The 14,022-nt window shown below is 63.6% G+C and carries 15 protein-coding genes; 4 read left to right on the top strand and 11 right to left on the bottom strand.

Going from position 1 to position 14,022, the window contains the following annotated elements; genetic code table 11:
- Window positions 1-175 precede the first annotated feature (175 nt).
- Complete coding sequence (locus EPZ47_RS13065; protein ID WP_135845149.1) at window positions 176-853, top strand: Crp/Fnr family transcriptional regulator; 678 nt, start codon at window positions 176-178, stop codon at window positions 851-853.
- Between the two features lie 126 nt (window positions 854-979).
- Here EPZ47_RS13065 and EPZ47_RS13060 read toward each other — a convergent pair whose 3' ends face one another.
- From EPZ47_RS13060 to norR, 8 genes are all read right to left on the bottom strand, one after another.
- Window positions 980-1,348 (bottom strand): putative zinc-binding protein, encoded by a 369-nt coding sequence (locus tag EPZ47_RS13060; protein WP_135845148.1) that lies wholly within the window; start codon window positions 1,346-1,348, stop codon window positions 980-982.
- Complete coding sequence (ubiT, locus tag EPZ47_RS13055; protein ID WP_135845147.1) at window positions 1,348-1,818, bottom strand: ubiquinone anaerobic biosynthesis accessory factor UbiT; 471 nt, start codon at window positions 1,816-1,818, stop codon at window positions 1,348-1,350. Before ubiT ends, EPZ47_RS13060 begins: the two co-directional genes overlap by 1 nt.
- On the bottom strand, window positions 1,812-2,702 hold the full coding sequence (locus EPZ47_RS13050) for a U32 family peptidase (RefSeq protein ID WP_135845146.1): 891 nt from the start codon (window positions 2,700-2,702) through the stop codon (window positions 1,812-1,814). Before EPZ47_RS13050 ends, ubiT begins: the two co-directional genes overlap by 7 nt.
- Before the next feature lie 10 nt (window positions 2,703-2,712).
- Entirely contained in the window at window positions 2,713-3,708 is a 996-nt protein-coding gene (gene ubiU / locus EPZ47_RS13045) for a ubiquinone anaerobic biosynthesis protein UbiU (RefSeq protein ID WP_135845145.1), read from the bottom strand.
- 81 nt (window positions 3,709-3,789) lie between these two features.
- Window positions 3,790-5,037 (bottom strand): molybdopterin molybdotransferase MoeA, encoded by a 1,248-nt coding sequence (locus EPZ47_RS13040; protein WP_135845144.1) that lies wholly within the window; start codon window positions 5,035-5,037, stop codon window positions 3,790-3,792.
- Window positions 5,034-5,588 (bottom strand): molybdenum cofactor biosynthesis protein B, encoded by a 555-nt coding sequence (gene moaB, locus EPZ47_RS13035; RefSeq protein ID WP_135845143.1) that lies wholly within the window; start codon window positions 5,586-5,588, stop codon window positions 5,034-5,036. The genes EPZ47_RS13040 and moaB overlap by 4 nt, the downstream gene beginning before the upstream one ends.
- A gap of 86 nt (window positions 5,589-5,674) precedes the next feature.
- The gene (gene pdxH / locus EPZ47_RS13030) at window positions 5,675-6,322 is read right to left on the bottom strand and encodes a pyridoxamine 5'-phosphate oxidase (protein WP_135845142.1); all 648 of its coding nucleotides are present in this window, start codon (window positions 6,320-6,322) and stop codon (window positions 5,675-5,677) included.
- 205 nt (window positions 6,323-6,527) lie between these two features.
- Window positions 6,528-8,060 (bottom strand): nitric oxide reductase transcriptional regulator NorR, encoded by a 1,533-nt coding sequence (gene norR / locus EPZ47_RS13025; RefSeq protein WP_135845141.1) that lies wholly within the window; start codon window positions 8,058-8,060, stop codon window positions 6,528-6,530.
- A gap of 160 nt (window positions 8,061-8,220) precedes the next feature.
- Here norR and ytfE point away from each other — a divergent pair, with 160 nt between their 5' ends.
- Window positions 8,221-8,895: an iron-sulfur cluster repair protein YtfE gene (ytfE, locus tag EPZ47_RS13020; RefSeq protein ID WP_135845140.1), complete on the top strand. Its 675-nt coding sequence runs from the start codon at window positions 8,221-8,223 to the stop codon at window positions 8,893-8,895.
- Window positions 8,896-9,038: 143 nt separating this feature from the next.
- Here the strand turns inward: ytfE and EPZ47_RS13015 are convergent, their stop codons facing one another.
- On the bottom strand, window positions 9,039-9,479 hold the full coding sequence (locus EPZ47_RS13015; RefSeq protein ID WP_135845139.1) for a hypothetical protein: 441 nt from the start codon (window positions 9,477-9,479) through the stop codon (window positions 9,039-9,041).
- A gap of 13 nt (window positions 9,480-9,492) precedes the next feature.
- Window positions 9,493-10,683, bottom strand: coding sequence for an NnrS family protein (locus tag EPZ47_RS13010; protein WP_135845138.1), 1,191 nt, complete (start codon window positions 10,681-10,683; stop codon window positions 9,493-9,495).
- A 558-nt stretch (window positions 10,684-11,241) separates the two neighbouring features.
- On the opposite strand from EPZ47_RS13010, the gene EPZ47_RS13005 reads away from it, so the two are divergent.
- Both EPZ47_RS13005 and EPZ47_RS13000 read left to right on the top strand, forming a co-directional pair.
- On the top strand, window positions 11,242-11,925 hold the full coding sequence (locus tag EPZ47_RS13005; RefSeq protein WP_135845137.1) for a Crp/Fnr family transcriptional regulator: 684 nt from the start codon (window positions 11,242-11,244) through the stop codon (window positions 11,923-11,925).
- On the top strand, window positions 11,922-12,122 hold the full coding sequence (locus EPZ47_RS13000) for a protein DnrP (protein ID WP_135845136.1): 201 nt from the start codon (window positions 11,922-11,924) through the stop codon (window positions 12,120-12,122). Before EPZ47_RS13005 ends, EPZ47_RS13000 begins: the two co-directional genes overlap by 4 nt.
- Window positions 12,123-12,126: 4 nt before the next feature.
- Here the strand turns inward: EPZ47_RS13000 and EPZ47_RS12995 are convergent, their stop codons facing one another.
- Window positions 12,127-13,965, bottom strand: coding sequence for a nitric oxide reductase activation protein NorD (locus tag EPZ47_RS12995; protein ID WP_135845135.1), 1,839 nt, complete (start codon window positions 13,963-13,965; stop codon window positions 12,127-12,129).
- Between the last annotated feature and the right edge of the window lie 57 nt (window positions 13,966-14,022).

Genomic DNA, 14,022 nt, shown 5'->3' with positions numbered 1-14,022 from the left:
AAGGCGGCGGCACATTCAACACCCCGGCAAGCTGCCCCACCGCTATCGCGAGCAAGCTTTGCTCCCACAAGGTTTGTGTCTTGAGCGGGGGCCCATCCCTCTTCCGAGGTAGGCCTGCCGAGGCATAGGCCGGCGGCGCCTTGGGCCCTACCATGAGGGTACGCGGAGGTACGCCATGCTGACTCACCCTTCCATCGTTTTACTGTTGCGCCGTCACCACTTGTTCAGCCAGTTGCCGGAGCGGATTTTCGAGGAAGTGTGCAACCTCGCCGTCCTCAAGCGCCTGCCCTGCAACAGCACGCTCATGCATCAGGGCGACCCGGCCAAGCGGTTTTTCCTGCTGGTCAGTGGGCAGATCAAGTTGTATCGGGTCACCGGCGAAGGCCAGGAAAACCTGGTGGAGATCATCCAGCCCGGCCAGACCTTCGCCGAGGCCCTGCTGTTCAGCCAGGCCAAGTGCTACCCGGTCAGCGCGTCGGCGATCAAGGACAGTGTGCTGGTGAGTGTCGAAGGCAACCATTACCGAAACGCCCTGGAAGACCAACCAAAGGTCTGCCTGGCAATCCTGGCGAGCATGAGCATCCATCTGCACCAGCGCCTCAAGGACATCGACAACCTGACCCTGGCCAGCGCCAGCCGGCGCGTCATCAACTTTCTGCTTCAGGAGCGCGATCCCCGTGACGGCCAGTTGGTGCTGCAGGTGTCCAAACGCCTGGTGGCCTCCAAGCTGGGGATTCAGCCGGAGACCTTCTCGCGCATTCTTCATCGCCTGGTGGATGGCGGCCTGATTGCCATGGAACGGCGCAACATTCGCATCCTGGCCGAGGATGAGCTGGAGGCTTACCAGCAGTAGGAGCTGTCGAGTGCAACGAGGCTGCGATCTTTCCCCAGACACTTGATTCTCAAGCGAAAGATCAAAAGATCGCAGGCTTCGCCAGCGCCTACAGGACCCAGCGGGAGCAAGCGCCCTCGCCACGGGTTATCGATCAACGCCTATCATCGGTATCAACCGCTCGAACAACTCGTCCCCCTCCTCTTGCGAACAATCGACCCCGAAACGCTTGCGCAGCCCCAACTGGCTCAAAATCACATGCACATCCGCCGTCAGATCATGCTGCTGCAAACATGCCTGGACGCACTGCAACGGACACCCGTCCAGCGCAATGATCCGCCGCCCCGAGCGCGCCTTGTTGACCAGCGCCGCCACATGCCCGCCCACCCCGACAATGCAGGACATCTCCGCCAGGCCGACACGGTCCAGGCGCAGGGCAACGCTGTTGGCCAGTTGCGCGACGTTGGAGCAACCGGAACACGAATACACCAGGGGCAATGCGCTCGGGGCTTTCATCACACCGCTGCCAACCCCTTGCCCGCCCGCTCCAGGTTGCGCCACAGCCATGGCGGCAGGACCTCCGGGTCAAGGCTGTCGATCAGGTTCTTCAGCGCCAGCCCGAGTTCGGTGTCGCCCTCAATCACCAGGCGCCTGCGGAAGAACAAGGTATCAGGATCCTCCTGACGGCTGGCCAGCAACAGGAACTCACGCCAGTTGCCGCTGATGGTGACCTGGGCTTCAGCCCGTTCGGCGATGCGCAAGCCATCCCGTGCCAGGGTCAAGTACCAGCACAACTTCAGGTCCGGCACCCGCAGGCACAACCAGCGCCCGCGCAGCACTTCGAATCCGCCATCGCGCACTGGCTCGGCCAGGCAACGATTGAGCGCCTGCTGCAACGCCAATCGCTGCACCACGAACGGCACCTTGCTCACCAGCGGCAACACGCGGTCGGCACCTTTGAGCAGCCACTTCTTCGGACTCAACACAGGCCTGCCTCCTCTACCTTCAACATGCCGGCATGGCCGTGCCAGTAACCGTTGCAACCCTCCACGAACAGCGGTGGAGCCTCGCCCTGGCGCACCTTGTCGAACGCCGTGACCACCTCGGCCATGCCCTGGGCGCGCGGGCTCAGGCGCAGCAGGTCGGCGCCACTGGCCATGAGTGCGTTGTAATCAGCCAGCAGATTCGTCACCTCCCCCGACATCGTCTGGATACCGTTGAGGGTGAACAACTGCTGGCCCTCCTGACTGCTCAACGCCAGGCCGTCGGGATAGTTGATGCAACAGAACTGGCAGTCGTCCTTGGGGCGGTTTTCGGCCCGGGCGGTGAAGCAGCGCGCCGAGTAAGCCAAAGGCAGATGGCCGTAGGCAAAAATCTCCACCTCGGGCAGTTCACGGTCCATCTCGCGCACCTGCTCCAGTACATCGCCGATCAGTGCCGCCGAACACTCCACAGGCGGTACCCAACGGATCATGCCGCTGTCGAGCAATTGCCCGAGGGCATGGCCGTTGTACAAGTTCAACGCCGGCCCGCCGACGAAGGGCAATTTGCGCTCGGCGAGGAACTGCACCGCGCCCATGTCATTGGCCTCCACCAACAACTGGCCGTTGTCACACAGGCGTCGCAGCGAGGACAGCTCCGAGGCCGCCTCGATCAGCGTCAGGCTCGACAATACGATCTGCGCCTGACTGCACGCTTGCAGCTCACGCGCCAAGCCCAGCCATTGATCCAGGGAAAATGCCCGGCGCTTGGAACACACGGTTTCCCCCAGGTAAATCACATCCAACGGCAGGGCCGACATCTCGGCGTAGAAATTCCCCAGTTGCGCTTTGTCCCAGTAAAACAGGACCGGTCCCAGGCTGAGTTTCATCGGGTTTCCCTCATTGCCATGATCGATGGTAGGCACCCAGGGTGGTCTGGCTGCCCTCGGACAAACCGGCCAACACCTGGCGCCATTCTTCCTGTACCCGGAACCGTTGCGGCGCGGCCTGGTGTGCGTCCAGCGCGGCGCGCCAGACCCGGGTCACTTGTTCGACATACGCCGGGCTGCGCTGGCGACCTTCGATTTTCACCGCTTCGACGCCAATGGCCGTCAGTTCCGGCAGCAGGTCCAGGGTGTCGAGGCTGGTGGGTTCTTCCAATGCATGGAAACGCTTGCCGCCCACCAGGAAGCGGCCCTTGCACAGGGTTGGGTAACCGGCGGGTTCTTCAGGGGTGTAGCGGTCGATCAGCACCTCGCTCAAGCGGGCACTCAGGCCGTCGGCGTCCTCGCTCCAGCGCACCGCCTTGGCGGGCGAGCAGACACCACAGAGGTTCGGTGATTCGCCGGTGATGTAGGAAGACAAGTGACAACGGCCCTCGGCCATGATGCACAAGCTACCGAAACCGAAGACCTCGATCGGCACCGGGCTGGCCGCTGCCACCTGACGCACCTGGGCCAGGGACAGCACCCGTGGCAGCACGGCGCGGCGGATGTCATAGCGCTCGGCGTAAAAAGCCAGGGCCGCCGCGTGGGTCGCCGAGCCCTGTACCGACAGGTGCAACGCCAGTTGTGGATGGCGCTGGCGGGCGTAGCTGAGCACACCGGGGTCGGCGGCAATCAGCGCGTCCACGCCGAAATCGGCGGCACGGTCCACCGCCCGCTGCCAGCGCTCCCAGCCCTTGGGTTGCGGGTAGGTGTTGACCGCCACATACAGCTTGCGTTGGTGTTGACGGATGTGCGCGACAGCGGCGTCGAATTGCTTGTCGTCCATGTTCAGCCCGGCGAAATGCCGGGCATTGGTGTCATCGCGAAAGCCGACATAGACGGCATCGGCGCCTTGGCGCACCGCCGCTTTGAGGGCAGGCAGATTCCCTGCCGGGCAAACCAGTTGCATGGGGCATCCTCGTGAGAAAACTAAGGGCGCCGCCAGTCTAGCCAGCCCTCCGCTGGCCACCTTGACGGCAATCAATTGCCGTCACTGCATCAGGCTCGCGAACGGCAGATACATCACTTTGTCGTGCTTGTGCACTTGCGCCTGGCACTCCACCACGGCCAAGCCATCGGCCCAGCACGCGGCCGCCAACATGGCCGAACTTTGCTGGGGATGCAGCTCGACACACAACGAGCCATCGGCGGTCGGGGTCAATTTCGCCCGCAAGTACTGCCGTCGCCGGTTGGGTTTTAACCAGTCAAATCCGGCCGGCACCTGCAACGCTGCGGGCAACACCTCATCCATGCCCTGGGCCCGGAACAGGAACGGGCGCACGACAATCAACGCGGTAATCAGCGCCGCCGACGGGTTACCCGGCAGCCCGATCCAGGGTTTGCCCGCCACCTCGCCAAAGGCCAGGGGTTTGCCCGGCTGGATTGCCAGGCGCCACAGGTCAACGCTGCCCAGGGCTTCGATGGCTTGTTTGAGATGATCCTCCTCACCCACCGACACACCGCCGGAGGTCAGCAGCACGTCGCATTCGGCCGCCGCCAGGCTCAAGGCCTGGCGACTGGCGAGCAGTTTGTCCGGCATGACGCCGTAGTCGTGGACCTCGATACCCCAGCCGCGCAGCAGTGCCGCGAGGCTATGGCGATTGCTGTTGTAGATCTGCCCTGGTGCCAGCGTTTCGCCCGGTTCGCGCAATTCATCACCGCTGCTGAGCAGGCCCACCTGCAACGGTCGATAGACCTCTACCCGGGCAATCCCGGCACCGGCCAGCAACCCCAGTTCCTGGGCCCGCAAGCGTTTTCCGGCCTGAAGCAAACGGTCCCCTCGGCGCACTTCCTCGCCTTCCTTGCGCACATGCTCCCCGCCATTGACCGGTGGCAACCAGACTCGCTCACCTTCCACCCGGCAGCTTTCCTGGGGAACCACCGTGTCTGCCCCCGGCGGCAGCGGCGCGCCGGTGAAAATCCGTACGGCCTGTCCGGACCGCAGCGGTTGACTCGATGCCTGGCCGGCGGCAATGCGCCCGGCCAGGGTCAGGGAACCGCCGGCGGCTGGCAGGTCAGCGGCCCGCAGGGCATAACCGTCCATGGCACTGTTGTCCCATGGGGGCAAGTTCACCGGACAACGGATGTCGGTCGCCAGCACTCGGCCCAAGGCCTGGGCCAGCGCCACCCGCTGCACCGGAGGCGGCAGCGGCGCCTGATCCAGCAAATAGCGAATGGCTTCCTCCACCGGCATCAGCGCGCCGCTGTCACAGGCGCTGCCACACGCGCCGCTGCTCATGAACGCGCCTCACAGGGTTCCAGGGCAATACCTGGCTGCGGCTTGAGGTGGGGCGTGAAATTGCACGGGCCAGTGCGACTGTCCAATTGCCCGGCCAGGATCTGTTCCCAACCGGTGCGGCAAGCCCCCGGCGAGCCTGGCAGGCAGCACACCAGCACACCGTTGCTCATACCCGCCAAGGCACGAGATTGCAGGGTGGACATGCCGATCTCGGCCAACGACACCTGTCGGAACAACTCGCCAAAACCGTCGACGTGCTTGTCCAGCAACGGTGCCACCGCCTGGGGCGTATTATCGCGCGGGGTGAAACCGGTGCCACCGGTCATCAACACCACTTGCACGTTCGGGTCGGCGATCCACTGCGAGACCTGGGCGCGGATCTGGTAGATATCGTCCTTCACCAGCCCGCGGTCGATCAGCACATGCCCGGCGGTTTGCAATAGATCGGCGAGGGTTTGGCCGGAGGTATCGGTGTCGAAACTGCGGGTATCGCTGATGGTGAGTACCGCAATGTTCAGCGGTTGAAAAAGGCGTTGCGTCAGATGGGCCATGGTCAGCCGTCCTGTCAGAAAAGATGGCCCAGCCTGAACCGCATTCGGTGCCGGGCCTATTCCTCCATGGAGGTACCTCCTCGGCGTCAGGGCGCCAGACGCGTGCGCTGCCATACGCCCGCTTGCCGGCGGTAGTCGAGACGATCATGCAGACGGTCGGCGCGGCCCTGCCAGAACTCCAGCCGTTCGGGCCGCAGGCAATAACCGCCCCAATGCTCGGGACGCGGCACCGGTTGATCGGCGAAATGTTGTCCGGTTTGCGCCAGCAAGATCTCGAGGGTGGCACGATCGTCCAATGGACGGCTTTGTGGTGAGGCCCAGGCGCCAAGACGGCTGGCCACGGAGCGGGAGGCGAAATAGGCATCCGACAGCGCCGGGGCGAGCTTGCCGACGACCCCTTCGATACGCACTTGCCGCTCCAGTCCCGGCCAGAAAAAGGTCATGGCCGCCCAGGGATTGGCGGCCAGGTCCTGGCCCTTGGCACTGTCGTAGTTACCGAAAAACGAGAAGCCTTCGCTACTGAAGCCCTTGAGCAACAAGATCCGGCAGTGAGGCCGGCCCTGCCCGTCCACCGTCGCCAGGGCCATGCTGTTGGCTTCCACTGGCGGGCTCTCGGTATCGCGGGCCTGTTGCATCCACAACCCGAACAAGACCATCGGGTCGTCTGGTGCCTGGGCTTCATCCAGACCATCGAGGGTGTACTGGCGGCGCATTTTGGCCAGGGAAAGGGGCATGACGGTGATCTCCCGATAGGTTTGGCCCAGTCTGCGCCTGGCCGCCTGAGCCGACCTTGATCGTTGTCAATGCTGATTCCTGTGTTGAATTTACCGACGCCATCGCGAGCAAGCTCGCTCCCACAGGGTTTTGTGAGCGCCACAGGACGAATGTGGGAGCGAGCTTGCTCGCGATGAAGGCGGCTCGGTCGTGACAGACAAAACGCTACTTGAGCCCCAACCGCCGTGCCAGCTTATGCAGATTGCTCGGATCAACCTCCAACAGCCGCGCCGCCCCGGCCCAGTTCTGCCCGCAACGCTCCAGGGCCTTGAGGATCGCCTGGCGCTGACAACCATCGACGGCTTCGCTCAAGGGTTGCACGGGCGTATCCAGAGCCTCCAGGGCTTGGTCCGGCATCGCCTGCGCCGACGCTGCACTGGCATTGACGTCCAGATCCAGCACCTGCGGTTCCAGGGTCATGATCAGGCTGCGACTGGCGCCGCGACTCAGTTGCTTCAACGCCGCGCGACTGATCACGTGTTCCAGCTCCCGCACGTTGCCCGGCCAGGAGTACGCCAGCAGCGCCTGTTCGGCCGCCGGTGACAGGCGCAAACCGCGCAGGCCCAGGCGTGTGCGGTTCAGTTCGAGGAAGTGGCCGGCCAGCATCAACACGTCGTGGCCGCGTTCGCGCAACGGCGGGATCGGCACCGGGTAGACCGAGAGCCGATGATACAGGTCGGCGCGAAACAGGCCGTCACGGATGCTGTCGGGCAAATGTCGGTTGGTGGCGGCGATGATCCGCACATCGACGTGCAGCGGCTTGTCCGCCCCCAGGCGCTGGATCTCGCCATTCTGCAGGGTGCGCAGCAACTTGGCCTGCACGCTCAACGGCAATTCGCCGACCTCGTCGAGAAACAGCGTGCCGCCATTGGCCGCGTCGAACCGTCCGGCACGGTCGGTGGTCGCGCCGGAAAACGCGCCTTTGACGTGACCGAACAACTCGCTTTCGGCCAGGGACTCCGGCAGCGCCGCGCAATTGACCTGGACCAACGGCTTGTGGCCACGCCGGGACAGGCGATGCAGGCGGCGGGCGAACAACTCCTTGCCGACACCGGTTTCCCCCAGCAACAGCACCGGCAGTTCCGAGTCGGCCAGTACATCCAGCTCGTTGAGCAACTGCTGCAGCCCCTCGCTGCGCCCGAGGATTTCGCCCTCTTCGGCCGGCAGGCGCAGGTCCGCCGGATCACTGCGCGAGGCCCGCAGGCTGCGGTTTTCCTGCTCGAGTCGGGTGACCCGCACCGCCGCCTCGATCTGCAAGGTACAACGCTTGAGCTCCTCGCGAGCGCGGCTGTCGAAGGTACCGGCGTGCAACGCATCGAGGGTGATCGCCCCCCACAGCCGGCCTTCCACGTACAGGCTCACGCCCATGCAGTCGTGCACCGGCAGCGGTTCGCCGACGTGGTTGTCGAGCAAGCCGTCATAAGGATCCGGCAAGCGGCTGTCGGGCTCGAACCAGGTGGGTTCACGCGAAGCCATGATCGCCGCCAGGCGCGGGTGCTGGGCAATCACGAAGCGACGGCCCAACGCCTCGTGAACCAGGCCCACGGTGGCCACGGGCCTGAGGCTGTCATCGTCCAGGCGCAACAAACCCACGGCGCCACTGTTGAAGTATTCGCGCAGGGTCTGCACCAGGCGCTGCAATCGCACGGCATTGGGCAGCTCGACGATCAGGTCGGCGGCCAGGCTTTCACGCAGCATGGTAGTGATGACCCTCCAGGGTTCGTTTGACCCTTCGCAACCAGGGTGACAATCACCCTGGTAAAAAATTAATGCTTTATTTTCAGTCAGTTACATCTGGCACGCTGACTGCAAAGTTCGCTCATCTGTCCCTCCCCGGGATTCAACCCAAGGAAACACGATGAGCCTCGATCTGCTGGAACAAAGCCTCGGCCAACTGGCCTGCGACATTCCCGGTGCCACCCGTACCTTCCATCATTACAACCTCGACTTCTGCTGCGGCGGGCAAAAGTCCTTGCGCGAAGCGGCGCTGGGCAAAGGCCTCAACCCACTGCTGATCGCCGATGCCCTGCGCACGCTGCAAGCCGCCGGGGAGCTGGGCCATGACTGGCGCGACGAGCCCCAGGCGCTGTTGATCGGCCACATCCTGGAACGCTACCACGCCCGCCATCGCGAACAACTGCCGGAACTTATCCGCCTGGCCCGGCGTGTCGAGCAGGTCCATGGTGCGCGGCCCAACTGCCCGAACGGTCTGGCTGATCACCTGCAGGACATGTATCAGGAGCTCGAAGGCCACATGCTCAAGGAAGAACAGGTGCTGTTCCCGATGCTGCAACAGGGCCTCGGCGAACGGGCCTCGGCGCCAATCCAGGTCCTGCGTTACGAACACGACCAGCACGGTGAAGCCCTGGAAACCATGCTCACCCTGACCGACCAGATCACCCCGCCCGCCAACGCCTGCAACACCTGGCGCGCCCTGTATCGCGGGCTCGTGGAGTTTCGTGATGACCTGATGCAGCATATCCATCTGGAAAACAATGTGTTGTTCGTCAACGCGATGAAGCCTGCCCGCTGAACATCAAACACTGAAAACCCCTTGTGGGGGCAAGCCTGCTTCCACAAGGGATTTGTGATATTCACCCTTTTTGCAATCACCTCGGTTCAGTGTGGGAGCGGGCTTGCTCGCTCCCACAGGGGTTCGGTGTTGTATTCTCCCGCTCAAAACTGCCAATAGAACATCGCCTTGGCCAACACCACGATCAGCAACATGTGCCCCAGGATACTGCGACGCAGCCAACTAGCGCGGCCCGGGGTCAGCCGCCCGCGCTTGAGCCAGTACGCCAGCCACAAATAATGGCCGATGATGCTCAGGGCCAGCAGGATCTTCAGGCTCAGCAACAGGCCGAAGCTGTTGTTCAACGGTTGGCTCAATGCACCGCGATGCTGCCAGGCCAGGGCTATGCCGGCGCTGTAAAGCACCAGCACCACACCGTGCAACACCTGCCGCGAACGCTTGGCGATCGCCGAGTCGGCGGCGTCCTTGACGCCTTGGGCCAAGGGCCTGCGGGCGGCATGCCAGATAAAAACCTCGAAAAACAACGTGCCGATAAAGGCGATAGCCGCCAACAGGTGCGTGACCAGCAAGACCCCATACATCATCGATCCCCTCGGCTCATCCCGGATGCCCATCCACCCGGGTCTGCAACAGCATCGGGCCATAACGCCAGGCGTAGAGGCCGAACGCCAACGTCCAGCACAGCGCCGCCAACCACAGCCCGGCCAACGGGAATACCAGCACCAGCAAAACACGGCTCACACACGCCAGGTTCAACAGAATGAAAGCCAGGGTCATGCCCGCTGGCGGCTCAAGGGGGCGCCCGGTATGGCCCAGGCTGACGCGGGCGATCATCGCCAGGATCAGCCCGGCCATGGCCCCGATGGTCAGGCCGTGCACCGCCAGGCTCGGATTCACCGGCACACCGAAGTGCCACAGCGCCATGCCCAGGCACGCCACCGCCAGCCAAGCGTAAGCCAGGTGCAACGACCACAGCAGCGGCACCCGCCACAAATCCCGATCATGCCAACGCACCAGTCGAATCCCGTGCCCCACCGCCAGCGCGACGAACAACAGGCCGACCCAGGCACTGGCCGCCAGCGCCAGACCGAAGGCATACAGCAACGCCACCAGCGCCGAACCCGCCAGCAACAGACGATCGAGCCACGGCCAGGGCGCGACGCCCTCGACCCGACCGAGGCCGCGCTGGGTAAAGAACGGAATCACGCGCCCGCCGATCAGCCCCATCATCGCCGCCACCAGCCACAGGCCGGTGAGCACACTCTGACGTTGCAAGCCCTCGTTGTGCTGCACCAGGCCGTACAGGGATAACGCATCGGCGGCGGCCAACAGCAGCAATACCAGGACAATCGGGTAATTGCGCTTCTGCCGCACGCGCCACAACGTCAGCCCCATCAACACCGCGACCGCCAGGGCGAATCCCAGCTCCAGCACCGTCAGCACTGGCCAGGGCGCATCCACCAACCAGGCCAATCGTGCGCCAAGCCACACCACCGCCAGCGCCGCCAAGCGCTTGCCGCTGAGTCCCGGCGTTCCCGTCCAGGTCTGTACCGCCGTCAGCAGGAACCCGGCAATGATCGCCAGGCCGAAGCCGAACAACAGCTCATGGCGATGCCAGGCCAACCAGCCGCCAGCCGGCTGCCAGGCCGCCAATCGCCCGGTGAACGCCGCGAGCCACAGCGGCACCGCCAGTAGCGCAAGCACACCCCCGGCGAGAAAGAACGGTCGGAACGCCAGGCGCCACAACGGCAGGATGGCCATGGCCTTGCGACGGTCAAGCACTTGCATACACCACTCCTCTGCCTCACCGGGGATCTGGCCCGCCAATGAGGTACGACAAATCAGGGTTCGAATGATCGGTTATCGACGCCGGCAGGCCTTGTCTCAGATCAAGCCCGCGCATCGGCAACCTCCCGTCTCGAACAGGCACTTGCAAGGGGCTTGCCGTTGTGGGAACCAAGCTTGCTCGCGATGAACGATAACGCGGTTCCGCTGTAGATCCCGGTGTCTTCATCGCGAGCAAGCTTGGCTCCCACGAGGGCTCACTCCCACAAAGACTGTAGCTGAAAGGGTATTTATGACCTTTTTATGGTTGTTTTAACCCTATCAGGCCAGGGTCATTTGTACCCACATCGCCTGCATCGCCCCGCGAATCAACGCCCGCCAGCATGGCCCGCGTCTTGCTCAGGCAGGGCATAGACTTTTGCCCGGGGTAATCCATGAAAAATGTCGCGCTGCCACTGACCTGGTTCGTCCTGCTCTCCTGCGTCGTAGCACTGGCCAGCAGCCTGTCCCTGAGCCTCGTCTGAACCCGCTTACTTTCTTGCCACCACAAGGATTCATGCCATGGTGCTCCACCGTGTCCATCACCAGATTCTGCGCAGCCATCACCTGTTCGAGCCGTTGAATGAAGAACAACTCGACGAACTGATGAGCACCAGCCAACTGCTGAATATCGACAAGGGCGATCCGCTGTTCCGCCAGGGCGAACCGGCGCAGGCGTTTTACTTCGTGATCTCCGGGGCGGTGAAAATCTACCGGTTGACCCCGGACGGCCAGGAGAAAGTCTTCGAGGTGATCGGCGAGCGCCAGACTTTCGCCGAGGCGATGATGCTGATGGACACCCCCAACTACGTCGCATCCGCCGAAGCCGTCGGCCCGACCCAGTTGTATCGCCTGTCCAACGCCACGTACATGCGCCTGTTGCACAGCAACAGCCGGTTGACCTTTGCCCTGCTCGGCAAGCTTTGCGTACGCCTGCACCAACGGGTCAACGAGATTGAAACCCTGTCGCTGAAGAACGCCACTCACCGCGTGGTGCGCTACCTGCTGACGCAACTGGTGCGCCTGCAAACCGTGAACAGCCAGTTCGAACTGCCAATGGCCAAGCAATTGATCGCCGGGCACTTGTCGATCCAGCCGGAAACCTTCTCGCGGATCATCCGGCGCCTGATCGATGAAAAGATCATCACCCAGGACGGTCGCCAGATCGCCATTCTCGATCGCCTGCGCCTGGAGCAATTCGAATGAACGCACAGCCCGTCTGCCTGTATTGCCAACAGGCTAATCCCACCGATGAAAGCGAATGTCGCCAGTGCGGCATGCCCCTGCCGGCCGAAGCTGCGTTGGCCGGCGAGCGTCGGCTGCGGCGCTTCGGCTGGTTCTGTGTCGGGCTGACGATCTTCTGCATCGTCATGTTCTTCTGGCTGCCCCGCAGCATCGTCTGAACCCTCAATCCTGCGTCAATTGCCGGTACAACTGCGGCAGCCGCAGCGGCAGTTGTTCGGGCTGACGAATCAAGGTGTAGCCGTTGGCCCCGAACATGTACGGCAGATAATCCCCCGCCTCGCGATCAATAGTGATGCAGAACGGCGTCAGCCCTTGGCGCCGGGCCTCGAGCACCGCTTGGCGAGTGTCTTCCACGCCGTAACGCCCTTCGTAGAGGTCCAAGTCATTGGGCTTGCCGTCACTGAGCAGCAGCAACAATTTGCGCCGCCGCTTGCAGCCCTCCAACCGTTGCGTGGCTTGGCGAATCGCCGCCCCCATGCGTGTGTAATAACCGGGTTTGAGCCCCTGGATCCGGCCCCGGGTGTGGTCGTCGTAGCGCTGGTTGAACGCCTTCAGTTCATGCATCCGCACCTGTTGACGCCGCAGTGAGGAGAACCCGTACAAAGCAAAATCGTCGCCCAGCACCGACAGGGTTTCACCGAACAGCAACAGGCTGTCGCGGATCACATCGATCACCCGGTGTTCGTCGTTGAGGTGGGCATCGGTGGACATCGACAGGTCCGCCAACAGCAGGCAGGCCAGGTCGCGGCGGGTCTGGCGTTGTTCCATGAACAGGCCGCGCTCGCTGCATCGGCCGTGCTGGCGCTCGACGTGAAAATCCAGCCAGGCTTGCAGGTCCAGTTCCGAGCCCTGGGTTTGCTGGCGCAGCCATTGTCGATCGTTACGCAGGTGTTCGAATTGGCGACGCAAGCGCTGGGCCGAGGGGCGCAGGCGCGATGGCAGCGGCTGCGGCTCGCAGTCCCGGGGAATGAAGGTCTGTACGCTGACGAAATCATCCTGCAGCCGTTGCTTGCGGTAGTCCCATTCGGGCAACAGGATGCCCTCGCCCAAGGGGATGTCATCCAAATCGGCCGGCGGCAGGTCCAGGTGCAGCTTCAGGCCGCCGCCCTTGCGCAAGCGGGTACGTGACAGGGTCAATTGGTCCAAATCTTCGGCCACCCGGGCGGCGTCCGGGTCTTCGCTGTCGTCCGCCCAGCGATCCAGGTCCACGTGTTCGGTCCAGCTGAACAGGTTCTCCAGGCGCACGATCAGCAAGCCACCGTCACGACTGGTTTCGTCGATGCGCTCAGCGCGCTTGCGCCCGCCCTGCTGCTCACCCGGCGGCGTCGCCAGGTATTGGTCGGACTCTTCAAGCTCGGCTGCCTGGGGATTGGCCAGATGCTGCGGCGGATACAGCCACAGCGGCAATGGCCAGGCGGCCCGTTCACTGCGTGGAAAATGCTCGACACTGCCTGGTTCGCGCAAGGCTTGGCACAGCGCGCGCTCCAGGGCGGCTTCGGCTGGGTTGAGCGTGGCGGGATCGGGGCGCAGGGACAAATGCGCTTCCACCAGCCGCCGGTAACGAGCGCGCAGCGCCGGGTAGCGCTTCAATACTGCTTGCGTCCAGCGCTGATTGTCCCGCCCCCAGTGCCGCATCGGCCCCGATTGCGCGGCCAGCAACGCAAGCCAGCGATACAGCTCCTCGTTCAGCCCGATATCGGGAAACGCCGCCAGGTTCGCTGGCAAACGCAGGTTGTCGCCATCGCACCAGGCCAGGGGCACTTGCTTGCAGGTGCCGGCGATCTGCTGCAACAGGTTGCGGCGCAGCAGCAGATCGCGGTCGCTGACGGCCTCCACACCCAGGTGAAGCGCACCGCCGGTGGCGCGAAACAATACCTGCAGGGCGCGTTGCCGAGGAATCAGCTCGACCCGTGCCTCGGGAAAATCGACGCTGGCGCGGCGGGTGATGAAACGGTGCCAGACACTGCCGACCCATTCTTCCAGCTCCAGGGTGAATGCCATGGTTACTCTCCTATCGACCCGTTGCAGTGAAGGGACTGACTCGCACCGTTGTTGTGG

This window comes from Pseudomonas viciae, from assembly GCF_004786035.1.
GTDB lineage: Bacteria > Pseudomonadota > Gammaproteobacteria > Pseudomonadales > Pseudomonadaceae > Aquipseudomonas > Aquipseudomonas viciae.
The sequence above is the reverse complement of the archived record's forward strand: the minus strand, read 5'-3'. Positions and strand labels throughout refer to the sequence as shown.

Excerpts from the sequence above, each read along its gene's own strand:
- EPZ47_RS13000 (WP_135845136.1), top strand. The coding sequence starts at position 11,922 with ATGAACGCACAGCCCGTCTGCCTGTATTGCCAACAGGCTAATCCCACC.
- EPZ47_RS13005 (WP_135845137.1), top strand. The coding sequence starts at position 11,242 with ATGGTGCTCCACCGTGTCCATCACCAGATTCTGCGCAGCCATCACCTG.
- EPZ47_RS13050 (WP_135845146.1), bottom strand. The coding sequence starts at position 2,702 with ATGAAACTCAGCCTGGGACCGGTCCTGTTTTACTGGGACAAAGCGCAA.
- ubiU (WP_135845145.1), bottom strand. The coding sequence starts at position 3,708 with ATGCAACTGGTTTGCCCGGCAGGGAATCTGCCTGCCCTCAAAGCGGCG.
- EPZ47_RS13065 (WP_135845149.1), top strand. The coding sequence starts at position 176 with ATGCTGACTCACCCTTCCATCGTTTTACTGTTGCGCCGTCACCACTTG.
- pdxH (WP_135845142.1), bottom strand. The coding sequence starts at position 6,322 with ATGCCCCTTTCCCTGGCCAAAATGCGCCGCCAGTACACCCTCGATGGT.
- EPZ47_RS13015 (WP_135845139.1), bottom strand. The coding sequence starts at position 9,479 with ATGATGTATGGGGTCTTGCTGGTCACGCACCTGTTGGCGGCTATCGCC.
- EPZ47_RS13060 (WP_135845148.1), bottom strand. The coding sequence starts at position 1,348 with ATGAAAGCCCCGAGCGCATTGCCCCTGGTGTATTCGTGTTCCGGTTGC.
- moaB (WP_135845143.1), bottom strand. The coding sequence starts at position 5,588 with ATGGCCCATCTGACGCAACGCCTTTTTCAACCGCTGAACATTGCGGTA.
- EPZ47_RS12995 (WP_135845135.1), bottom strand. The coding sequence starts at position 13,965 with ATGGCATTCACCCTGGAGCTGGAAGAATGGGTCGGCAGTGTCTGGCAC.
- norR (WP_135845141.1), bottom strand. The coding sequence starts at position 8,060 with ATGCTGCGTGAAAGCCTGGCCGCCGACCTGATCGTCGAGCTGCCCAAT.
- EPZ47_RS13010 (WP_135845138.1), bottom strand. The coding sequence starts at position 10,683 with ATGCAAGTGCTTGACCGTCGCAAGGCCATGGCCATCCTGCCGTTGTGG.
- ytfE (WP_135845140.1), top strand. The coding sequence starts at position 8,221 with ATGAGCCTCGATCTGCTGGAACAAAGCCTCGGCCAACTGGCCTGCGAC.
- EPZ47_RS13040 (WP_135845144.1), bottom strand. The coding sequence starts at position 5,037 with ATGAGCAGCGGCGCGTGTGGCAGCGCCTGTGACAGCGGCGCGCTGATG.